The following is a 21,272-nucleotide window of genomic DNA, read 5'->3' on the forward strand; positions in this document are numbered from 1 at the left end:
TCGACCGTCGCGCTCGTCAGACCCGCGACGACCGCAGTACGCGGACGACCCCGGCGCAGACCGCGAGCCAGATGATCGCTTGCAGGACCGCAGCGACGACGAGTGGCAGCACGAACGACCCGCCTTCGGCGGAGGACAGCCAGAAGGCTTCACCGACCGTGCAGGCGATCCCGACCCCCGAGACCGTCAGGAAGAGGGCGCGCAACGCCACCGACTCCCGACGATCGACGGCGTCCGCCACTTTGGTGGGGGCCTCCGGCTTGCCGGCGGTCTGCGGTGTCGCACCGGACCACGCCGCGATGGAACGGGTCATTCGGTACCCGGAGACCTGCAGCAGGAGCAAAACGATGGCGCTCGGCAACACGAAGACCAGTCCGATGAAAAGCACGATGCCCAGGCTGCCAGCCCCTGCCTCCGCCGAGTACGAATTCAAGACCGTCACGGTCGCCACGGACAGGGTGGCGGAAACGACGAACGTCACGGCGGCGGCGAGGCCGAGGAGCAAGCGCGCAGGTCGCTCGTACTCCCGGAGCAGGACCTCCAGTGCGACGTCGGAGACTTCGGGCTGTCGTCGTCCTTGTTCCGAGGCACTGATCCACGCCCTCGCCTCGGCTCGAAGCAGGAAGGCGTTCCAGGCTGCCGCCGTGGATGACGCGGCCGGCGGCCTCGATGGTGCTCGCCGCCCGGCCGGCTGGCGGGTTCGCTCGGGGTGCATAAGCCGACCTTACGCCGACCGCGGGCCAGGGGAAGGCGACACGGCCGCCCAGAACCGTCCGCACGGCCTCATCTCACTGCGCATCGATGAAGGTGCGAAGCGCCTCGGCCCACTGCTGCTGTGCGTCACGGCGCCACAGCACGGTCCGACTCCTCGCCGAGCCGTGCTGTGGCGGCTACCGCGCCGCGAGCATCCGATCGGCCGTGCGCAGCGACAGCGCCATCTGCGCCAGGCCCGGGTTCGCGGAGAGCGCGCTCGGGAAGGTGGAGTTGTCGCAGATCCACAGGTTGTCGATGTCATGCGATCGACCATCCCCGTCGACCACGCCGTCACCCGGATCGTCGCTCATCCGGCACGTGCCGAGCGTGTGCGCCGTGCGCGCGAGGACCCTGGTGCTCCGCGCACCGGCCGCCGTGAGGATGTCCGTCATCGTGCGGATGGCGTGGCGGTCGATGGCCTGCTCGTTGTCGCCGGGCGAGAAGGAAATGGTCGCACGCGGCAGACCCCACTCGTCCTCCTCCGAGGACAGCTCGAGCCGGTTGCCGTCGGCGGGCAGACATTCGGCGTTCATCCCGATGCCGGCGTTGTACCGAGACGCGTCGAGTTCGTCGACCAGCTCGGAGCCCCAGAGGCCGCCGCCGCGGACGAGGGTCGTCGCATAGTTGAAGGGCATGACGCCGAGGCTCTGCAGCAGGTAGCCTCCGGCGAAGTCCGCGCCCTCAGGGCGGACGAAGTCTTCGGTGATGAGCGCCGACGGGTAGCCGCGGTAGCCGCGGATCTGCCCGTCGAACCGTCCCCACACCTGCACCGCGCCATGGGCCAGGAAGTTGCGTCCGACCTGCCCGCTCGCGTTCGCGAGGTCGTTGTGCAGCAGGAGCCGAGGAGTCTCCACCCCTCCGCCGGCCAACACGAGCACCTCGCAGCGCTGCCGCTTGTCGACGCCGTCCTGGCGATAGACGACGCCCGTCACCCGACCGCGCGCATCACGCTCGATGGTGTGCACGACGGCGTCCGGCCTGATCTCCGCCCCCGCCGCGACCGCAGCAGGCAGGTACGTGATGGCGGTCGTCGCCTTCGCACCGTGGCGCTCGCCCTGGTGGATCGAGCCGACGTTCGTCGTGGCGCGTCGCAGGCCGTGGTGCGGCTGATCGCGGTCGCGGGTGATGATCGCGGCGGGTGCGTCGGTCGCACGGATACCGAGCGACTCGGCGCCCTTCGCCATGAGGTCCGCCGGGGCGTTGCGCTTCGGCGGCGCATACAGGTAGGTGCGCGACGGGTCCCACGGATACGGCGTCGGCCCGGAGACACCGATGGTCGCCTCGACCTCCTCGACGTAGCGGGTGAACTCCGCATGGTCGACGGGCCAGTCGCGGCCGAGACCGGTCTCGCTGCGCAGACGCAGGTCGCGTGCGTCCGGACGGGGCGTGAACGCGCCCCAGTGTACGGTGCCACCGCCGACGCCGAACCCGCTGTTGTTCGGACCGAACGCCGTCGGAGCGTCCCCGCCGCTGAACCGGCTGGACATCCAGTTGATCGTCGTCGCGTCGACCTCGTCCGGCGTTGACTCCGCGGGGTCGTGATTCGGCCCGGCCTCGAGCGCGACGACGCGCAACCCCGCCTCAGCGAGTCGCGCGAGCAGTGGTGCACCACCTGCACCGGTACCGACCACCACGACATCGACGCTGTCGTCGAGGTCGTAGGTCTTCATCGCGTCCAGGTTCACGCTGCGTCCTCCTGCTGCTGTTCGTGCGTGGGTGCGGGCGCGGCGCCGAGGTCGGAGGGCTCCCAGTCGTCTCGGGTGTCGGCACCGAGCTCGCGATAGCCGGCGAAGTCGACGTCTTCAGCGCCGGTCGCGAACCCGTCGTACCCGACCCGGGCCAACGACGCTGGGTGGATGAGCCACTCCCGCGTGACGTCCACGCGCAGGTCCTCGAACCAGCGACGCAGATCATCCGCATCGATGGCACCCCCGGGAACGCCCTGGCCGTCGATCACGGCGCCGACCAACGCATCCTGGTCATCGGCCGAGTCCGGCCAAGCGGTTCGGAGGGCATCCAGTCCGGCGCGGTAGGCCTCGTCGTCCGTGAGTCCTCCGACCGGCCGCCATCCGTCGCCACCACCGGCTGCGAGGTCGGCGTCGACCCGCGCGGCGAGGTCGATCCGCCCACCCGCCGGCTGCGGAACCAGGCGATCGGCGACGGCGCGGAGCAGGTCCAGCTGTTCCCTGCTCAGGGTGCGGGACCGATACCGGGGGTCGTCCGGCAAGGCGCGTCGTGCCAGCGCACGCCGCACCCGCGGCGTGGTCCGCGGGGACGCGATGACGAGCCCCCACTCCGCGGGGACGACCGCACTGTGTGCGACGATCTCGTCCCACAGCTCGGTGATCGCGCGCGCCACCTCGACCGGACGCTCGAAGGAGAGCAGATGTCCGGCTCCGGCGAACGGCACGAATCGTGCGCGGGGGTAGACGTCCGAGAGCAGCTCGGGCTGCACCGCGGCTCCGAGTGCATCGTCCTGATCTCCGGCGAGCACGGTGCACGGGAGGTCGAGGGTGCCGACGGAGGACGCGATGTCCTCCAGGCTGCCCTGCTCCAGCCAGCGGCGCCACGCGACGGGCGACATGGCCTGGACGGACGCCACGGCGGCTGATTGCAGCTCGGCCGGCAGGGGCGCACCAACATTGTCGTCCACGAAGGTCTGTGCGTCCGCCTCGACGATGGGCCCGTCCTCGATCCAGGTGAGCATCTGGTGGCGCTTGGCGTCCGGCATCGGCTCGGGCGTGGGCGGTGACGGTGCCAGGAGCACGACGCCGAGGAGCCCGAACACGGGGACGTCACCGTCGCGGACCCGGGCGGCGATCCCGGCGGCGACCTTGCCGCCCATGCTGTGGGCGCACAGCATCCAGGGTCCGCCGTCGGCCTGCTCCGCGATCACGGCGAGGGCAGCGTCGACCTGCGACTCGACCGAGCCGTCCGGCGCGTCGGCCGTGTCGCCCTGGCCGGGCAGCTCGACGGCGATCACCCGGAACCGAGCGTCGAGTTCACGGGCCATCGGTGCGACAGCGGCGGCGTCGAGGCCCAGCCCGGGGAGGAAGAAGACCGTGCACACAGCCGCGGTCACGGGGTGACCATGCCGCCGTTGACGTTCAACGTGGCCCCGGAGACGTAACCGGACTCCGCCGAGGCGAGGTAGACGTACGCCGGCGCGAGCTCGGCCGGCTGCCCGGCACGCTGATACGTGTTCTCATCGTCGAAGTGCTCCATCTGCTCGTCGGAGACGCCGTCCGAGACCTGCAACGCGGTCCACACGGGGCCGGGAGCGACCACGTTCACGCGGATACCGCGCGAGGCGAGCTGCAGTGCGAGCCCCTTCGAGAGGTTGTTGATCGCGGCCTTGGTCGCCGCGTAGTCGAGCCGGTCGGGTGACGGCTTGTACGCCTCGAGCGACGCCGTGTTCACGATGCTCGCGCCCTCGCCCAGGTGCTCGAGCGCCGCCTTGGTGATCCAGAAGTTCGCGAACACGTTCGTCCGGAAGGTCTCCTCGAACTGCTCGTCGCTGAGATCTTCCACCCGGTCGACCGCGATCTGCTTGCCCGCGTTGTTGACGAGGACGTCCAGGCCTCCGAGGAAGTCCGCGGCCTCCGCGACGAGCCGGCGGCACTGGTCGGCGTGCGAGATGTCGGCGACGATCGCTTTGCCTCGGCGCCCTGCCTCGGCGATGAGCGACAGCACGTGCTCGGCGTCCTCCTCCTCACCAGGCAGGTGGGCGATGACGACGTCCGCGCCTTCGCGGGCGAACGCGATCGCTGTTGCCGCACCGATCCCGGAGTCGCCACCCGTGATGAGCGCCTTCCGACCGTTCAGGCGTCCGCTGCCCCGGTAGCTCGCTTCGCCGAGGTCGGGAACGGGGGTCATCCTGGCCTGCACGCCGGGCTCCGGCTGGTGCTGCAGCGGGGGCTCGACCCGGTCGTACTGGGTCACGGGGTTGGTCAGGTCGTACTGGTCACGCGGAGACATGACGACCACGCTAAACGAGACGCAGGCCGGAACCGGTGGGGTTGCACTCAGCGCGTCCGGTGGTGCAGACGTCCGACGGAGGGCCGGCGTTCGGGCCGCGTGATCCATGCGTGGAGCGCGTCGTCGCCGATCGGGTCAACAGAACGATGAGGGTCCGCCCCAGCCGCCGACCCAGGCCGCCACCCGGGGATCAGGCCGGAGCTGGTGGACGCCGTCGGCGACGAGCTGCTGCGTCTCGAAGGCATCGGGACTGCCCCAGCGTTCCTCACGCCGCGCGGCCCGCCGGGATCGCACGCGGCCGAGCAACGCGCCGTCCGGGTCGACGAGCTCGACGGTGCCCACGTCTCCGGTGCCGAGGCGCGCGACGAGATCGACGATCCACGTCGGGTCGAGGATCACGACCGGACGGTCGAGCTCCCACGTCACTCGGGCGTCGACTCCGGCTACTTCACCCAGGACGCGCGGGTCTGCCCTGAGCTCCTCAGCTCCGCCGTCCTCGAGGACGAACCGAGCCTGCGGGAAGGCGGTGAACAGCGAGTCCGCCGCGACGAACCGAGCGGCCGCCGTGTGGGCGCCCCGCAACCGCACGACGAGATCCACCGTGTCCGACCAGAGCGCTCGTGGCGCTGACCCCGACACGGGGATCGACGTGAGGAGCCGCATGGTCTGGGCGTTCGCGCGGTCCACGCCTGAGCCGTCGCGCTCAGCCCATTCGGGGCCGTCGTGCCAGGCCACCGCGGCCGGGACGTGGGCGAAGACCGCTCCCGCCTGCCACATGCGGTGCGCCCACTCCCAGTCCTCCCCGCCGTAGGAGGTGAAGGACTCGTCGAATCCGCCGACCTCGTCGAACATGCTCCGCGAGCATGCGATGACCGCGCCGATCATGAATCGATAGGAGCGGTCGTCCGCGTCGCGCAGATCTCGACTGCGCGCGTACTCCTCGGCGAGCCACGCCGGTTCGGCGAGCTCACGGCCGGCGGCCGCCTCGACGACCGGTGTCTCCGGGGCGACCCCGGCGAAATCGGCGTGGCGACGCCGCCCCACCGTGACCGCCTCGGGCAGCAGGGCGGGCAGCCGCGTGAGCGCGCGCACGTACCCCGGCTCGGGGACCGTGTCGGCATCGAGGAAGCACAACACCTCGCCGCTGCTCGCCCCCACGCCTAGGTTGCGGACGGCGGCAAGCCGGAACCCCTGGTCCTCCTGCCGGACGAGGATCACGTCGTCCGGAACCGACACGTCACCCGGGGATCCGTCGTCGGCGACGATCACCTCCAGGAGGTGACGCGGGTAGTCCTGCGCGGCGAGGGCGTGCAGGGTCCGGAGCAGCTCACCGGGCTGGTCGTAGTGCGCGACGATCACCGAGACGCGTGGCAGCGGATCAGGATGGACGTCGTCGAGCGTGTCCCACCGGTTGCCGACGACCCACGGCTGCGCACTCCCGGTCACGCGTTGCGCCACACGGAAAGCAGGGCCGCGAGCCGGTCGACGGCAGCGACGACGAACTCGGGGTGGGACGCATACCAATCGATGTGGGCGGCGCGCACCTCGGCATCATCGACCTCGACGCCATCGATGATCCAGTGGTCGCGGGGCTCGTCCGTCAGGGACCAGGCGTCGACGACCTCGGGTGCGATGGGCGCGCGCACCGCGTTGAGCAAAGGGCGCCCGGGGTCGGTGACGCCGCCAGGGGCCCCCAGGGTTTCGAGGACGCGGGCGCCGAGCGGCAACCAGATCGCATTCCCCGGGTGGTTGACGGTGCGCGCGTGGTCGGCGGTGACCGAGTCGAAGAGGTCGGAGACCGGCACGTCGGTCGCGGCCTCGCGTCTCCGCAGTTCCTCGACGGAGGCGCGGCCGATCCCGCGCACGGCGTCCGGCTGGAGCGCAGACGCGACGGGGAGGCCTGCGGCGGCGGCGAGCGTCCGGACGTCGTGGTACGCCACGATCGGCGGGTTCTCCTCGACGCCGGGGACCCGGACGGCGGCCTGGAACGGATGCAAGCCCCCGAAGCGCACCGGCGTCACCGTGAGCACGCGGCCGCTCGTGGAGGCTGCCACCTGACGCGTGCCGAGAGGCAGATCGTGGTAATCGTCCCGAACGGGTTGCGACACCACGGTGTGCGCGACGCCCACCACTTCGTGCAGCCGCTCCGCGTCCTCGGGGGTCATCTCATGCACGGCAGGCACGCGCACGAACCTGCGGTCCGGCGCATCCATCACGGTGCGCAGGGATTCCGCCTGGCAGTTGCCGAGCACCACCCCGAAGTCCGTCGGCAACGGAGCGAGGCCGTAGAACTCCGCGTAGTGCCTGCGGCGTGCCTCGATCGGCGACCCGGCGGGTGCAGCGGTCGTACCCGGTTCCAGGGTGTGGCTCATGCCTCGACGGTATACCGTCGCCGAACCTGGCATGGTCCTGCCGCATCGGGGTTGCGCCGGGAAGCCGCGGTCTGCCATCAGCGCCGGGCATGCGCGTCAGCACCGCGCTCGATCGGGGTGGCGCTGCTCGCCTGGCGGCACGGCGCGGCCTCATGACGGTGGTGACGGTCTGCAAGAATGGGCACATGTCGTCCGCCCGCTCGACCCGCACCCTTCGTGGTGTGGTCGCCGCGGCGTTCTCGACCTTCGTCGCACTCCTGTCGCACGTCGCCGGCGGCGGCACCATACCCGGAGCACTCGGCCTCGTCGTGCCGCTCGTGTTCTCGACCGTCGTCTGCGTCCTGCTCGCGGGCAGACGGCTTTCGATCGTCCGTCTGTCAGTCTCCGTCGCGGTGAGTCAGGTCCTGTTCCACACGCTCTTCGTCCTCGGCACCGCCCAGGGCACCACCTCGACGACGACGCCGAGCGGCCACCTCTCCCACGGATCACCGGTGATCCTCGAGACGTCGTCGATGCCGATGATGCACGACGGCCACGCCGGTGCCGCCATGTGGTTCGCCCACCTCGTCGCCGGCCTCGTGACCATCGCCGCGCTCCACCGAGCCGAGACGCTGCTGTCGACGGCCGGAGCCATCACGGAGTTCGTCCTCGCACGGCTGGTGCCCGCGGTCCTCGCGGCTCTGGCGTCGCCGGTGCTGCCCGCCCGGGTGCTGCCGCAGCGTGACGTGCCGATCCTGCGCCCACTCGGCGTGTATCCGGAGACGACCGCCTTGCGCGGGCCTCCGGCGCTGTCCTTCCTCTGAGATCACGGCACGACCTCGCCGAGCTGCACGCTCGGTCGACGGTCACCGCTGCGTGCGCATAGGACGCTTCCTCGACGACGACGCTCGAACCAGCGTCGTCTCGATGCGCCGTGCACCGGCGGAGTGCCACCATTTCCGCCGCTCGGTCCTGCCCCGGCGCCCGTTCGGGTGCGGTCGCGGGCTCACCGGGTGAGCTGTGCCGCTGGGTTCGTCCACTCGAGCCCGCGGGGAAGGAGCCACCTCCTGTGGCAGAAACAACCATTCCGTCGAGTGCGCCCGAAGCCGATCCGAGCGGTCAGCGAGGCCAGTCGCCCGTCCTCGTCCCGATCCGTGCACCTGAAGCCGTCATGCTGGCTGCGTTGCCGGTGGCGGTCGTCGTGGCGCTCTCCGCGCTGCAGTTCACGGGTGCGTTCACGACCGGCACGCTGCTGTCGGATCCGGGGGTGATCGTCACTCGCGGTCTGCCGGTCGCGAGGGTCGTCCACGATGCGGCCGCGTCGGTCACGATCGGCCTGCTCATCGCGGCGACCTTCCTGCTGCCAGGGCAGCGGATCCTCCCGGGTGTCGTGTCGTTCTCGCAGTCGAAGGCGATCCGCTGGGCGGCCTGGGCGGCCTCAGTCTGGCTCGCGGCGGGGATCGCGGTGCTGGTGTTCACCGCGGCGAACTCCATCGGCGTGCCGGTGTCCTCACCGACGTTCGCGAAGACCTTCCTGTTCTACGCGATGGAGCTGGAGCTCGGGCAGACCCTGGTGTTCTCGCTCGCGTGCGTGCTGGTGGTGTTCTGCATCGTGCTCCTCGCCCGACGTCTGGCGTGGATCGCGGCCGCGAACGCGATCGCCGTCTTCGCACTGCTTCCGCTGTCCCTGTCGGGTCACGCGGCAGGCTCCGACGAGCACGGCAACGCGGTCAACTCGCTCGCGATCCACCTCATCGGCGTCACCGCCTGGGTCGGCGGTCTCGTGGCCGTGATCCTGCTCCGTCGGAAGGTCGGCGATCAGATCGGCGCGGTCGTCGCACGCTACTCGGTGCTCGCCGGTTGGGCGTTCGGTGCGGTGGCCTTTTCGGGCGTCGTGAACGCCTCGCTGCGCCTCGCGGGCCCGATGGACCTCCTCACCCCGTATGGGCTGCTCCTGGTCGCGAAGACCGTCGCCCTCGTGCTGCTCGGACTCGCCGGCGTGTGGCACCGGCTCCGGCTCATCCCCCGCCTGCAGGCCGAACCCGGGAAGCGGTCGACGTTCATCCGGCTCGCCGTCGTCGAGGTCGTCGTCATGGCGGTCACGATGGGCGTCTCGGTCGCGTTGTCGCGCAGCCAACCGCCGGTGTCGCAGGAGCCGGTCGCCGACGACGTCCGCCGCCGGCTCCTCGGGTTCGCCTACCCGCCGGAGGTGACGCCACTGCGGATGTTCACCGAGTGGCACGTCGACTGGATGTGGGCCGGCCTCGCCGTGGTCGGTGCGGCCTGGTACCTGTGGGCGTTCCGGACGCTCCGGCGCCGCGGCGACGCCTGGCCCGTGGTCCGCCTGATCGCTTGGCTGGCCGGCTGCGCGGCGCTGTTGTACGCGACCAGCGGTGGCCTCGCCGTGTACGGGCAGATCCACTTCAGCACGCACATGCTGCAGCACATGGCGCTCATGATGATCGTGCCGCCGTTGCTCGTCCTGGGCGGCCCGATCCTCCTCGCACTGCGAACCCTGCCGAGTCGCACCGACGGAGGCCGAGGCCTCCGGGAGTGGATCCTCGCCGTCGTGCACTCGCGGTACCTGCGGCTGCTGTCGAAACCGGCCGTCGCAGGAGTGCTCTTCGCCGGGAGTCTGGTGGTGTTCTACTACACGGGTTGGTTCGAGTGGGCGATGCTCGCCCACCAGGGTCACATCCTGATGACGGTGCACTTCCTCGCCACCGGGTACCTGTTCTTCTGGGTCCTCATCGGCATCGACCCGGGCCCGAACCGTCCGGCCTATCCGTTCCGGATCATCCTGCTGCTCGCGACCCTCGCCTTCCACGCCTTCTTCGGACTCGCGATCATGTCCAGCGCCACCGTGCTCGCGGAAGGGTGGTGGACCGCGCTCGGCTACACGAACACCGCGGCGCTCCTCGCCGATCAAGCGGTCGGCGGCGGCATCGCGTGGAGCGTCGGCGAGATCCCGGCCGTCCTCGTCGCCCTCATCGTCGTCTCCCAATGGGTGCGGAGTGACGAACGTGCCGCGAAACGCTACGACCGCCGTGCAGACCGCGACGGGGACGCGGAACTCACCGACTACAACGCCCGCCTCGCACGCATCAACGACCACGATCAGGCCCCTCGAAAGGACCACCCGTGACCACACACGCACCGACCCAACTCGACGCCGACGGCCCACCCCCGAAACCTGACCGCAGCCGAGGCTGGTTCCCGCAGTTGCTGCTCCGCCTCCACTTCATCGCCGCGATCTTCGTCGGACCGTTCATCCTCGTCGCGGCGACCAGCGGCGCGCTCTACGCCCTGACCCCGCAACTCGAGCAGCTCGTGTACGCCGAGCAGCTCCATGCGCCGGAAGCCGAGTATCTGCCGCTCGCAGACCAGATCGAAGCCGCGAACGCGTACACGAAGGACCAGGACACCATCGTCGCCGTGCGTCCCGCCCCGAACCCCGGCGACACCACGCGCGTCATGTACACCGGTGACGGGCTCGGCGAGAGCGAGACCCGCGCCGTGTTCGTCGACCCGGCCACCGCCCAGATCCGCGGCGACCTCACCGCGTACGGCACCAGCGGAGCACTGCCGCTGCGCACCTGGATCGACCAGCTCCACCGTAACCTGCACCTCGGCGAGGTCGGACGCCTCTACAGCGAACTCGCCGCCTCCTGGCTCGGTGTCATCGCCCTCGCCGGCCTCGGCCTCTGGATCGCCCGCATCCGCAAAGCCCGCACCAAGAAGGACTTCGTCCGCCCGAACAACCGAGCCAAGGGGTACCGGCGCATCCTCTCCTGGCACACCTCCACCGGCATCTGGCTCCTCGTCGGCGCACTGTTCCTCTCCGCCACCGGCATCACCTGGTCCCAATACGGGGGCGGCAACGTCGGCACCATCCGCGCCGCCTTCGACTGGTCCACGCCATCCGTGACCACCGACCTCGGCGGTGAGTCCGCACCGGCCGATGAGCACGCCGGCCACGGAGGCACCGTGGCTCCCACATCCGATCCCGAGACGGTGACGGCGAACCCGGCGACATTCGACGCGGTGCTCTCCGTCGCCCGGAAGGTCAACGTCAACACGGGCCTCGTCGAGATCACGCCACCGGCCACCGCGGGCACGGCGTGGGTGGTGCAGGAGATCCAGCGCAGTTTCCCGACCGAGGTCGACGCGGTCGCGATCGACGGACGGACGATGCAGGTCACCGATCGGGTCGACTTCGCGGACTTCCCCCTCGCCGCGAAGCTCACCCGATGGGGCGTCGACACCCACATGGGCTCCATGTTCGGCCTCCCGAACCAGCTCCTCCTCTTCGCCCTCGCGTCCGGGATCGTCGCCATGGTCGTCTGGGGCTACGTCATGTGGTGGCAGCGACGACCGACCCGCGAACCTGGACGCCTCGTCGGCAGCACACCAGCGCGCGGCGCGATCCGCCGTGCACCCTGGTGGGGCATCGTCGCGGTCCTCATCGTCGCGGCCGGTATCGGCACGCTCCTGCCGCTCCTCGGCCTCAGCCTCGCCGCCTTCGTCGTGGTCGACGTCCTGCTCGGACTCCGAGCCCGCCTACGATCGGCCGAGACCGGTTGATCGCTGAGGAGCGATGAGGAGAGGTCGCGCTGGGTGGATTCAGGCGGTGACGACCGCGATGACGAGCAGCACGACGGTCGCCGCAAGCACTCCCAGGGACACGGCCCGCGTACGGCTCCGGTGCGCCGGCGGCACCGCCAGCGGTAAGGAGACTGCCATGACCAGCCCGGCGAAGAGTGCAATCGGGGTTCCGAAGAGCAGGCTGTAGCCGTGGACGTCGCGTTCGTCCCAGCCGAACCGGCTCGACACCACCATCCAGATCGCCAGCAGGAACACGGCGGCGGCCGCGGCGGCGACGACACCGGCGGTCACCCGGAGGACGAGACGTGTCCGGGTGGTCGCCCGCTGTGCATGCGGGTGGGCCATACGGCCACCCTAGAGCGGAAGCCGAGGCGTCGGCCAGACCCACGGGGGCGGTCGGTCTGCTCAGAGCGTCTGAAGCCGCACCCGTCTTCGGATCAGACGACCTCCGCCGACCGGCGCCTCGCGGCGTAGACGGCGGGGGTCATGGAGAACCGGGCCCGGAACGCCCCGATGAAGCTGCTCACCGACTCGTAGCCGACCGCGGGTGCGACGTCCTGCACGGCGGCACCCCGTCCGAGCATGCCCGCGGCAGCATGCAGGCGCACGCGGACCCGCCACTCGCGGAAGGTGCACCCCGTGCCGTCCACGAACGCCCGGCCGATCGTCTTCGAGCTGACGCCCGCCGCCGAAGCCCAATCGTCGAGCCCACGCGGGTCGGCGGGGTCCGCCATCAGGGCCGACGCGATGGCACGCGCGCGCGGTTCACGGGGCATGGCCAACGCCTCATCGTCGCGAGCCGCCGCCGACAGCAAGTCGATCAGGAGCGACCAGCATCGCCATCGCCGGCGCCCGGTCGGGTCGGCGTCGAGCAGGTGGGCCAGCAGCGCTGCCGACAGCTCGTCGACCCGGACGGTCCGTGCACCGTTCCACCGGCCGCCCTGGGGGCGCAGTTCCGGGTCGGCGTAGACGCTGATGAGCTCGCCGGGCTCGCTGAAGCTCATCTCGTGCACCATCCCCGCGGGGATCCATGCGAGGTGCTCTCGCCGCAGTCGCCGTCGATCGCCGGGGACCGACACCTCCATCGCGCCGGAACTCATCCACGCGAGTTGGTCCTCGCGGTGGGAGTGCTCATCGAACCGTGTCGTCGCGTCGACCCGCGAGCGGGAAACCCGGAACTCCCCCGATGTCCCTTCGGCGTCATCCAGCGGGCCGAGGAGCTTGATTCCGCCGTCCGAGTGATCGCGACCAGACATCCAGCTGTCTCCATTCGACAAGTCCTGTCCACTCAGCGCGATAGCGCGAAGCGATTAGGCAAGGCTAACCTGACTGTCGTCATCCCGCCAGCCGAACCGATGAAGGACCCCATGATCGTCCCGAAGCACCACCGCGCCCCGAGCGCGAGGACCGCTCGTCTGCTTGCCGCGGTGAGCGCGCTCGCCCTCGTCGGTGTCGCGCTCTCCGCCTGCTCGAGCGCCGCGTCGACCACCGCCGAGAACCCGAACTACACGACCGAGCCGAGCGACTCGTTCCCGGTGACGATCGAGCACGAGTACGGCGAGACGGTCATCCCGTCGGAACCGCAGCGGATCGTCGTGGTCGGCCTGACCGAGCAGGACATCCTCCTCGAACTGGGTGTCACACCGATCGCGACGACGGAATGGTACGGCGAGCAGCCGTATGCGGTGTGGCCGTGGGCGACGGATCTCCTGGGCGATGCTGAGCCGACCGTCCTCACCACGACAGACGGGTTCGAGTACGAGAAGATCGCATCGCTGCGGCCGGACCTGATCATCGGGACGAACGCCGGCATGACCGAGGAGAACTACGGGAAGCTCGCGGAGATCGCGCCGACCGTGACCAATGAGGAGGGCGCTGGGCTCTACTTCGCGGACTGGCGGGACCAGACCAGGATGGTCTCCAAAGCCGTGGGTCGGTCGGCGGAAGGCGAGGCGCTCATCACCGGCGTCGACGAGGCCTACGCTGCGGCGGCGGCAGCGCACCCGGAGTTCGCGGGCCTCACGGCGACCTTCTCGCAGGGTGGGCCGTGGGACGGCAACCTGTGGGTCTACCCCGACGGCCTCAACACCGACTTCCTGACGGATCTCGGGTTCACGATCACGCCCGGGCTGCAGCAGTACGTCCCGAGCGAGGGCGGACAGGCGCAGATCGCCGCGGAGAACGTCGGTGTCATCGACGCTGACGTGATCGTCTTCGCCACGGAGTCCGCGGATGCCGTCCAGGAGGTGCTGGGCTTCGGCACCACCTCGAGCCTCGACGCCGTGACCGGCGGGCGAGCGGTCTTCACCGACGGCGAGCTCGCCGGCGCGATCTACTTCCTCACCCCACTCAGCCAGAAGTACGTCCTCGAGCAGCTGGTGCCGCGCCTGGTGGACGCCGTCGCCGGCACAGCTCCGCAGAGCGTCGACGGCTGACCCGTCGGTGACCTCGCGCACCCCTCGCGGGCGCCGTTCGCTGGGGCTCGGGATCGCGGTCGCGGCACTCGCGACCGCGGTCCTGCTCGGCGTCCTCGTCGGGTCCCACCCCGTGGGCCCGACGGACGTCTGGCGGGCACTCACGAGGCCCGATGGCTCCGTCACCGATCTGGTCGTCCTCGATCTGCGGATCCCCCGCACCGTGGCAGGACTCGTCGTCGGCGTCGGGCTGGGCGTCTCCGGCGCCCTGATCCAGGGCCTCACCCGCAATCCCCTCGGTGATCCAGGTATCCTCGGCGTCGACGCGGGCGCGGCACTCTTCGTCGCGATCGGTGTCCTGTTCGGCGCTCGCACGCCCGTGCAGTACCTGCCGTTCGCGTTCCTGGGAGCCCTGGTCGTGACGGCACTCGTCTACGTGATCGGCTCGGCAGGACGTGGTGGCGCGGATCCGGTCCGGCTGACCCTCGCCGGCGTCGCCCTGGCAGCGGTGCTCAGCGGCATCACGACCGCCATGATGCTCCTCGATCCGGTCGCCTTCAGGCAGCTCCGCGGCTGGAACGCCGGGTCCTTCGTGGAGCGCGGCTTCGACGTCATCCTGCCCGCACTCCCCTTCGTCGTCGCGGGCGTCGTCATCGCGCTGTTCAGCGCGCGATCGCTGAACGCCCTGGCGCTGGGCGACGATCTCGCCTCCTCACTCGGTACTCGCCTCGTGAGCACCCGCGTGCTCGCCGTCGTCGCGATCACCCTGCTGGCTGGTGCGGCGACCGCGATCGCCGGGCCGGTCGGCTTCGTCGGCCTGATGGTGCCCCACATCGCGCGGTGGATCGTCGGTCCCGACCAGCGGTGGATCGTGGCGTATTCGATCCTGATAGCGCCGGCCGTGCTGCTCACGTCCGACGTGATCGGTCGCGTGATCCTCTGGCCGAGTGACGTCCCGGTCGGGATCGTCACCGCGTTCATCGGCGCGCCCGTGCTGATCCACCTCGTGCGGCGCGCGAAGGCGAGCGCACTGTGACCGGCGTCGAGACGGGACCGCGCACGGTCGTGTGGCGTCGGCGATCCCTCTCCGTCCGCGTCCGGCTGCGCACGATCGTCGTGTGCGGCGTGTTCTGCGCGGTCCTCTTCACCCTGGCGCTGCTCGCGTTGTGTCTCGGCGACCTGCCACTGTCGGTCGACGAGGTGGCGTCGGCGTTCCTCGGCGGGCCAGGCGGTCTGGTGCAGACGGTGGTGCTCGAGTGGCGCCTCCCGCGGGTCCTCGCCGCGCTGCTCTTCGGAGGGGCCCTCGGACTCTCCGGCGCGATCTTCCAGTCCCTCACCCGCAACCCACTCGCGAGCCCCGACATCATCGGGCTCACCGCGGGATCGTACGCGGGCGGTCTCATCGTGATCATCGTGATCGGTGCCGGCGCCGGTTCCGCCGCCGTCGCAGGCGGTGCCATCGGTGGCGGCCTGATCGCCACGGCGCTGGTCTACCTCCTCAGCTACCGTCGCGGCATCCAGGGTTTCCGGCTCATCGTCGTGGGCATCGGCGTCTCGGCCATGCTCGAAGCGCTCAGCTCCTACCTCGTGCTGCGGGCGAAGCTCGAAGTCGCGATGCTCGCCACCGTGTGGGGTGCTGGCTCGCTGAACGCCGTCGGTTGGGCTCAGCTCATCCCCGCCGCAGTGGTGATCATCGCCATCGCAATCATCCTCGGTCCGCTCGGCGGATCGCTCCGCCAACTCGAGCTCGGCGACGACGCGGCGAAGGCGCTGGGCTCGCGGGTCGAACGCTCACGGCTCGGCCTCGTGGCGTGCGCCGTCGCGCTCACCGCTGTCGTCACGGGAGCAGCCGGGCCGATCGCCTTCGTCGCGCTCGCCGCCCCGCAGCTCGCGCAGCGGATCACCCGCACGGCCGGCATCGCGCTGGTGCCGTCCGCGCTGCTCGGGGCCCTCGTGCTGCTGGCATCCGACATCGTCGCGCAGCACCTGTTGCCGACGTCGCTCCCGGTGGGGGTCGTCACCGTGATCGTGGGTGGCGGCTACCTCGTCTGGCTCCTCGTCCACGAAGTCCGGAGGCGTTCGTGACGGTTCTGTCGTGAGGACCGGGGATACCCCCTCACCGCAACGATGGGCGGCCCTCTAGCCTGATGCCGAAGAGCCGACGCAGCCCACGCGACGGCGGAAACGAGGCACGATGTCGCTCCCTCCCGCCCCCGATCCCACCCGGACCACGAAGCGCTTCATCCTCGCCGCCTTCAGCTTCGTCGCGCTGATGGCGTCCGGCGTCGGTGTGGTCGCCTGCTCGATCGGCCTCGCCGACACCGGCCATCCCGCCATGATCGTCGGGCTCGCCGGAAGCGTGCTCGGCATCGCCGCCGCCTTCGTCGTGATGTGGACGGCCCTGCGCGCCGAACGCTGACGACGCCAGAGCGTTCAGGTCGGGAACGGCGAGGCTGATACGCTCTCGCAGGTCTGCGTTCGCGTCGCCACCCGGGTCGTGACCGGGGTCGGGGACGTGCTCATGCGCAGCGGGGCGTGAGGAGTCGCAATGAGCATGGAGAGCGCGGCCTGGAGCTCGCTGTACAAGATCTCGACCGCCAAGGACGGTAAGCACGGCATCTCCCGTGAGTCCGTGCGGCGCATCATGACGTTCGCGGTGCCTTACCGGTCCAAGCTGTTGGTCTTCATCGCGCTCTCCGTCGCGGGAGCGTTCCTCGCGGTCGCGACCCCGGTGCTCGCCGGCCAGGTGGTCGACGTCATCGTCGCCCGGGGCGAGGTGGCCACGATCGTCCGCCTCGCCGTCGTCATCGCCCTCGTGGCCGTGGCCGACGCCGCCGTGTCCCTCGTGACGCGCTGGTATTCGGCCCGGATCGGCGAAGGCGTGATCCTGGACCTCCGCACCGCCGTCTTCAACCACGTGCAGCAGATGCCGATCGCGTTCTTCACCCGCACCAGGACGGGCGCGCTCGTGAGCCGCCTCAACAACGACGTGATCGGCGCGCAGCAGGCCTTCAGCGGCACGCTGTCCGGGGTGATCACGAACCTCGTGGCCCTGATCCTCACGCTGATCGTCATGCTCAGCACGTCCTGGCTCGTGACGGTCCTCGCCGTGGTGATGCTGCCCATCTTCCTGGTACCTGCGCGCCGCATGGGTAGCCGCCTCGCCGCGCTGCGTCGCGAAGCCGCCGACCACAACTCGGCCATGAGCACGCAGATGACCGAGCGCTTCTCAGCGCCCGGTGCCACGCTCGTCAAGCTGTTCGGTCGACCGGATCAGGAGGCTGAGGAGTTCCGCGTCCGTGCCGCCCGCGTCCGCGACATCGGCGTCCGGACGGCGATGCTGCAGTTCGTCTTCTTCACCGCGCTGATGCTCGTCTCCGCCCTCGCGCTCGCCCTCGTGTACGGCCTCGGCGGTTTCCTCGCACTCGCCGGGCAGCTGGACACCGGTGAGGTGGTCACCCTGGCGCTCCTCCTCACCCGCCTCTACGCGCCGCTGACCGGCCTCGCGAACGCCCGGGTGGAGATCATGAGCGCGGTGGTCAGCTTCGAGCGCGTCTTCGAGGTGCTCGACCTCGAACCGCTCATCCAGGAGAAGCCCGACGCCGTCACCGTCGCCAATGGTCCGGTGTCCGTCGAGTTCGACGACGTCCACTTCGCCTACCCGTCCGCGGACAAGGTGTCCCTCGCCTCCCTGGAAGAGGTTTCGACGCTGGACACCCGCGGCGGCGAGGAGGTGCTGCACGGCGTCTCCTTCCGGATCGAGCCGGGGCAGACCGTCGCCCTCGTCGGCTCGTCAGGAGCGGGGAAGTCCACGATCGCGCAGCTGCTGTCGCGGCTGTATGACGTCGATGAGGGCGCCGTGCGTCTCGCGGGGACGGACGTCCGCGATGTCGCCTTCGCCTCCATGCGGCACACCCTGGGCATGGTGACGCAGGACGGTCACCTGTTCCATGAGACCATCAGCTCCAATCTGCGTCTCGCACGTCCGGAGGCGTCCGAGGACGAGGTGTGGGACGCCGTCCGCCGCGCGCGGCTCGAACCACTCATCCGGTCCCTGCCGGACCAGCTGGACACCATGGTGGGTGAGCGTGGCTACCGACTCTCCGGTGGTGAACGCCAACGGATGACCATCGCACGACTGCTCCTCGCCCAGCCGCGCGTCGTCATCCTCGATGAGGCGACAGCGGCACTGGACTCGACCTCGGAGGCCGCCGTGCAGGCGGCGCTCAGCGAGGCGCTCGAGGGCCGGACAGCGATGGTCATCGCGCACCGGCTCTCCACCATTCGCAGTGCGGACCTGATCCTCGTGGTCGAGGAAGGGTCGATCGTGGAGCGGGGCACGCACGAGGAGCTGCTCGCTGCCGGTGGGCGGTACGAAGAGTTGCACCGGACGCAGTTCGCCGTCCAGAAGAACCTGGCAGCGGCGGAGGAGACACCGAGCGAGACCTGACCGCGGAGCTTTACCGGAGACGCCTGCGCAGGAGCAGGGCGGCTCCGCCCGCGAGCAGGCCGGCGGCGACGACGCCAGCCCCGCCGAGCTGCCAGCCCGTCAGCGCCAGGTCTCCGTCAGCGGAGGGTCGTGCTGCGGCCGACGGGCTCGGCGACGCGATCGCCCCTGCTCCAGGACCTCCCGAGGGCGGGCCAGCGGTCGGAGTGGCCGTCGGAGGGACCGGCTCGACTTGAGCGCCGGGCACGGACCAGGTTCCTGCGGCGAACGTGACGGGCAGGGTTGCCGCCGTGACCACCGACGACGGGATGCCCGACTCGAGGACGAGGCACTCGAGCGCGAGGGTCGCATCTCCCTGTTCGACGCCGCCGTCCACGACCTCCTGGAACGAGATGGCCATCGGCACCTCGACCGGCTGCCCGGCGGCCACAGTGACGGTCGGAGACGTGACGACGGTGACCCCTCCCGCCGTCACGGAGAGTCGGGCGGCGTCGTCCGCATCGGCTGGGCAGCCCGCGGCGAGCACCGCGGAGCCGAACGACGGGACGGCGCGCGCGTCACCTGACGTGACCGCGGCGCCGGTGGTGTCGCGCAGCGTGAGCGGTGCCGGTGCCGAGGCGGCGACGGCAGCACCAGCGCCGACGAGGCAGAGCACTGCGCTGGCACTGAGAGCTGCCGCGACGAGCAGGGCGCGGCCTGCGGCACGGAACTGGGAACGGTGGATGACGGGGGCAGTGGAAGACATCGGGACCTTTGGTGGGTGCGGTGGGCCTCCGGGACGGGGATACCCGGCGACGCCAGGACTCTTGCCGACGCAGATGAATGGGTCGTGAACGCCGGGCGTCACCCACGGCACCGGCCGTTGGGCCGAGGTTCACCTCCGCTGCCTACGATCGGCGCGTCCGTCCGATGAAAGTGATGCCATGCCCTTCGATCCCCGCCCCGAGCAGCCCGCGCCAACCGGTGGCGCATCGTCCGTGCCCGAGGATGAGCGGGGCGCATCGGCCCGGTACGGCCTCTCACGCCGGTCCTTCCTGGGGGCCTCCGTCGCTGCGACGGTCGCAGTGGGAGCGACCGCCCAGGGGCTCGGAAGCGCGGCTTCTGCCCAGGCCGCGCCGCTGCGGTCCGCGTCGGCAGTCGTCGACCCGGACGCGCTCACCTGGCTGGTGTTCGACCACCACGTGCACTCGGTCTACTCGCACGACGCCAAGTACCCGATGACGACGATCCTCGACCAGGCGCAACGTTTCGCGGTCGACGCGATCGCCTTCACCGAGCACAGCAACAAGGGGCATGCCAACGTCGGCGGGGTGTTCAACGCGGCACGCGAGATCGACACCGCGCGGGCGGCTCGCCCCGACATGCTCGTGCTCCAGGGGCTCGAGTGGTACATCCCGGGAGCCGAGCACGCGACCGTGCTGATCGCGCCCGGGCCCCAGACGACCCTCGTGTTGCGCCGCTTCGAGCTCGACCACGACGGCAAGCTCAACGGATGGGAGAAACCGCGCCCCGGCACCGAAGACGCCGCCGAGTGGCTCGTGCACGCGACCGACGGGATCGCCTGGCTCGGCGCCCAGAAGCGTGCAGGCGTCATCGACGACGTGATCGTCCTGGCGAACCACCCGAGCCGGCTCGGCATCGACTCGCCCGGCGAGCTCCGTGCCTGGCAGGACGCCGACCCCGAGGTGTTCGTCGGCATGGAGGGCGCTCCCGGCGCCCAAGCCGGAGCGATCGCCGCGAACGCGACCGAACGCTCACGGCGTGGCGAGTACGAGAACACCCCCAGCGAGTTCTCGTTCCCCGGCTACCCCGCGGAGGCCTATCTGACGCACGGCGGCTTCGACTGGACGACGGCCGTCGTCGGCGGCGTGTGGGACTCGCTCCTGAGCGAGGGACGGCGCTGGTGGATCACCACGAACAGCGATCTCCACCTCAAGGAGTCCGATGCGACCCGCGTCGGCGACTTCCCGACCGGGCCGGGCTGGGAGTCCGGGGCGACGCTCGCGAACTTCAACCGCGCCGGCCGTCGGCCCGACCCGATCGCGACGGACACACCCCAGAACGGCGCCGACTTCTGGCCGGGCGAGTTCAGTCGGACGCACGTCGGGGCCGTCGACCGATCGTCCGCCTCCCTGCTCGCCGCGATCCGCGCCGGCCGAGTCTGGGTCGACCACGGGCACCTCGTCGCCGGGCTCTCCGTCGTGCTCCGCGCCACCGACCAGCCGGAGATCAGCACCACCTTGGGTGGGACCCTCACCGTCGCAAGCGGCACCGCCCTCGAGCTCGTGGTCGACGTCACGCCCACGACGACGCCCACCTCGCGGGGCACGACGCCGAGACTCGCGCACCTCGACCTGATCCGCGGGCGCGTCACCGGGCCCGTCGCCGACCGTGATGAACAGCGCGCACCCGGCACCCGAGTCGTCGAGATGCTCGACGTCGCCGACCGCAGCGACTCCCCGTTCCGTGTCGTGGTGCCGCTCGAGCCGGCCACGGAGAACGGCTACGTCCGCCTTCGCGGCAGCGACGGCCAAGTGCACGGGGTCGGTCCGCTCGGCGCCGAGGTCGATCCGCGGGCACCCCAGCCGTACCCGGTCTCCCCAGCCGACCCTTGGGCCGACACCTGGCTGTACACGAATCCGATCTTCATCAGCGTGACCTGAGCCCCACGCTGATCCTTCGTGAAGACACGAACCACCAGATCGATCCTGGGTGGCGCGTTGA

General features: G+C 70.5%; 18 protein-coding genes. 9 read left to right on the top strand and 9 right to left on the bottom strand.

The window, feature by feature from the left end:
- Positions 1 to 16 precede the first annotated feature (16 nt).
- From IFT89_RS02630 to IFT89_RS02655, 6 genes are all read right to left on the bottom strand, one after another.
- On the bottom strand, positions 17 to 715 hold the full coding sequence (locus IFT89_RS02630; protein ID WP_137241764.1) for a hypothetical protein: 699 nt from the start codon (positions 713 to 715) through the stop codon (positions 17 to 19).
- A 175-nt stretch (positions 716 to 890) separates the two neighbouring features.
- On the bottom strand, positions 891 to 2,438 hold the full coding sequence (locus IFT89_RS02635; RefSeq protein ID WP_307783396.1) for a GMC family oxidoreductase: 1,548 nt from the start codon (positions 2,436 to 2,438) through the stop codon (positions 891 to 893).
- Positions 2,435 to 3,835 carry an alpha/beta fold hydrolase gene (locus tag IFT89_RS02640; RefSeq protein ID WP_202938136.1) on the bottom strand — a complete coding sequence of 467 codons (1,401 nt, stop codon included), beginning with the start codon at positions 3,833 to 3,835 and terminating at the stop codon, positions 2,435 to 2,437. Before IFT89_RS02640 ends, IFT89_RS02635 begins: the two co-directional genes overlap by 4 nt.
- Complete coding sequence (locus tag IFT89_RS02645) at positions 3,832 to 4,731, bottom strand: SDR family oxidoreductase (protein WP_202938137.1); 900 nt, start codon at positions 4,729 to 4,731, stop codon at positions 3,832 to 3,834. The genes IFT89_RS02640 and IFT89_RS02645 overlap by 4 nt, the downstream gene beginning before the upstream one ends.
- 135 nt (positions 4,732 to 4,866) lie before the next feature.
- Positions 4,867 to 6,177 (bottom strand): glycosyltransferase family 2 protein, encoded by a 1,311-nt coding sequence (locus IFT89_RS02650; protein WP_307783398.1) that lies wholly within the window; start codon positions 6,175 to 6,177, stop codon positions 4,867 to 4,869.
- Entirely contained in the window at positions 6,174 to 7,103 is a 930-nt protein-coding gene (locus IFT89_RS02655; protein WP_202938139.1) for a WcbI family polysaccharide biosynthesis putative acetyltransferase, read from the bottom strand. The genes IFT89_RS02650 and IFT89_RS02655 overlap by 4 nt, the downstream gene beginning before the upstream one ends.
- Before the next feature lie 185 nt (positions 7,104 to 7,288).
- Between IFT89_RS02655 and IFT89_RS02660 the strand changes: the two genes are divergently transcribed.
- The 3 genes from IFT89_RS02660 to IFT89_RS02670 all read left to right on the top strand — a co-directional run bounded on the left by IFT89_RS02660 (position 7,289) and on the right by IFT89_RS02670 (position 11,666).
- Positions 7,289 to 7,906 carry a hypothetical protein gene (locus IFT89_RS02660; RefSeq protein ID WP_202938140.1) on the top strand — a complete coding sequence of 206 codons (618 nt, stop codon included), beginning with the start codon at positions 7,289 to 7,291 and terminating at the stop codon, positions 7,904 to 7,906.
- 245 nt (positions 7,907 to 8,151) lie between these two features.
- A complete protein-coding gene (locus IFT89_RS02665) occupies positions 8,152 to 10,227 on the top strand; it encodes a cytochrome c oxidase assembly protein (protein WP_307783399.1) in 2,076 nt (691 codons plus the stop codon).
- Entirely contained in the window at positions 10,224 to 11,666 is a 1,443-nt protein-coding gene (locus IFT89_RS02670) for a PepSY-associated TM helix domain-containing protein (RefSeq protein ID WP_202938141.1), read from the top strand. Before IFT89_RS02665 ends, IFT89_RS02670 begins: the two co-directional genes overlap by 4 nt.
- 39 nt (positions 11,667 to 11,705) lie before the next feature.
- On the opposite strand, the gene IFT89_RS02675 is transcribed toward IFT89_RS02670, so the two are convergent.
- Positions 11,706 to 12,032 carry a hypothetical protein gene (locus IFT89_RS02675; RefSeq protein WP_202938142.1) on the bottom strand — a complete coding sequence of 109 codons (327 nt, stop codon included), beginning with the start codon at positions 12,030 to 12,032 and terminating at the stop codon, positions 11,706 to 11,708.
- 92 nt (positions 12,033 to 12,124) lie between these two features.
- Entirely contained in the window at positions 12,125 to 12,943 is an 819-nt protein-coding gene (locus IFT89_RS02680; RefSeq protein ID WP_191941010.1) for a helix-turn-helix domain-containing protein, read from the bottom strand.
- Between the two features lie 111 nt (positions 12,944 to 13,054).
- Here IFT89_RS02680 and IFT89_RS02685 point away from each other — a divergent pair, with 111 nt between their 5' ends.
- The 5 genes from IFT89_RS02685 (at position 13,055) to IFT89_RS02705 (ending at position 18,551) form a co-directional block, all read left to right on the top strand.
- The gene (locus IFT89_RS02685) at positions 13,055 to 14,122 is read left to right on the top strand and encodes an ABC transporter substrate-binding protein (RefSeq protein ID WP_086473402.1); all 1,068 of its coding nucleotides are present in this window, start codon (positions 13,055 to 13,057) and stop codon (positions 14,120 to 14,122) included.
- 7 nt (positions 14,123 to 14,129) lie between these two features.
- Entirely contained in the window at positions 14,130 to 15,137 is a 1,008-nt protein-coding gene (locus IFT89_RS02690; protein ID WP_202938143.1) for a FecCD family ABC transporter permease, read from the top strand.
- Positions 15,134 to 16,186 (top strand): FecCD family ABC transporter permease, encoded by a 1,053-nt coding sequence (locus tag IFT89_RS02695; protein ID WP_191941007.1) that lies wholly within the window; start codon positions 15,134 to 15,136, stop codon positions 16,184 to 16,186. The genes IFT89_RS02690 and IFT89_RS02695 overlap by 4 nt, the downstream gene beginning before the upstream one ends.
- 109 nt (positions 16,187 to 16,295) lie before the next feature.
- The gene (locus IFT89_RS02700; protein WP_079705792.1) at positions 16,296 to 16,520 is read left to right on the top strand and encodes a hypothetical protein; all 225 of its coding nucleotides are present in this window, start codon (positions 16,296 to 16,298) and stop codon (positions 16,518 to 16,520) included.
- A 129-nt stretch (positions 16,521 to 16,649) separates the two neighbouring features.
- Entirely contained in the window at positions 16,650 to 18,551 is a 1,902-nt protein-coding gene (locus IFT89_RS02705; protein WP_202938144.1) for an ABC transporter ATP-binding protein, read from the top strand.
- 10 nt (positions 18,552 to 18,561) lie between these two features.
- Here IFT89_RS02705 and IFT89_RS02710 read toward each other — a convergent pair whose 3' ends face one another.
- Positions 18,562 to 19,293, bottom strand: a complete 732-nt coding sequence (locus IFT89_RS02710; protein WP_202938145.1) for a hypothetical protein — start codon at positions 19,291 to 19,293, stop codon at positions 18,562 to 18,564.
- A 178-nt stretch (positions 19,294 to 19,471) separates the two neighbouring features.
- Between IFT89_RS02710 and IFT89_RS02715 the strand changes: the two genes are divergently transcribed.
- Complete coding sequence (locus IFT89_RS02715; protein ID WP_202938146.1) at positions 19,472 to 21,211, top strand: PHP domain-containing protein; 1,740 nt, start codon at positions 19,472 to 19,474, stop codon at positions 21,209 to 21,211.
- Positions 21,212 to 21,272 lie beyond the last annotated feature (61 nt).

It is taken from the genome of Plantibacter sp. CFBP 13570 (assembly GCF_014841395.1).
GTDB lineage: Bacteria > Actinomycetota > Actinomycetes > Actinomycetales > Microbacteriaceae > Plantibacter > Plantibacter auratus.

Coding starts and splice junctions, on each gene's coding strand:
- IFT89_RS02655 (WP_202938139.1), bottom strand. CDS start 7,103: ATGAGCCACACCCTGGAACCGGGTACGACCGCTGCACCCGCCGGGTCG.
- IFT89_RS02680 (WP_191941010.1), bottom strand. CDS start 12,943: ATGTCTGGTCGCGATCACTCGGACGGCGGAATCAAGCTCCTCGGCCCG.
- IFT89_RS02675 (WP_202938142.1), bottom strand. CDS start 12,032: ATGGCCCACCCGCATGCACAGCGGGCGACCACCCGGACACGTCTCGTC.
- IFT89_RS02705 (WP_202938144.1), top strand. CDS start 16,650: ATGAGCATGGAGAGCGCGGCCTGGAGCTCGCTGTACAAGATCTCGACC.
- IFT89_RS02645 (WP_202938137.1), bottom strand. CDS start 4,731: ATGTCTCCGCGTGACCAGTACGACCTGACCAACCCCGTGACCCAGTAC.
- IFT89_RS02630 (WP_137241764.1), bottom strand. CDS start 715: ATGCACCCCGAGCGAACCCGCCAGCCGGCCGGGCGGCGAGCACCATCG.
- IFT89_RS02660 (WP_202938140.1), top strand. CDS start 7,289: ATGTCGTCCGCCCGCTCGACCCGCACCCTTCGTGGTGTGGTCGCCGCG.
- IFT89_RS02715 (WP_202938146.1), top strand. CDS start 19,472: ATGCCCTTCGATCCCCGCCCCGAGCAGCCCGCGCCAACCGGTGGCGCA.
- IFT89_RS02700 (WP_079705792.1), top strand. CDS start 16,296: ATGTCGCTCCCTCCCGCCCCCGATCCCACCCGGACCACGAAGCGCTTC.
- IFT89_RS02685 (WP_086473402.1), top strand. CDS start 13,055: ATGATCGTCCCGAAGCACCACCGCGCCCCGAGCGCGAGGACCGCTCGT.
- IFT89_RS02710 (WP_202938145.1), bottom strand. CDS start 19,293: ATGTCTTCCACTGCCCCCGTCATCCACCGTTCCCAGTTCCGTGCCGCA.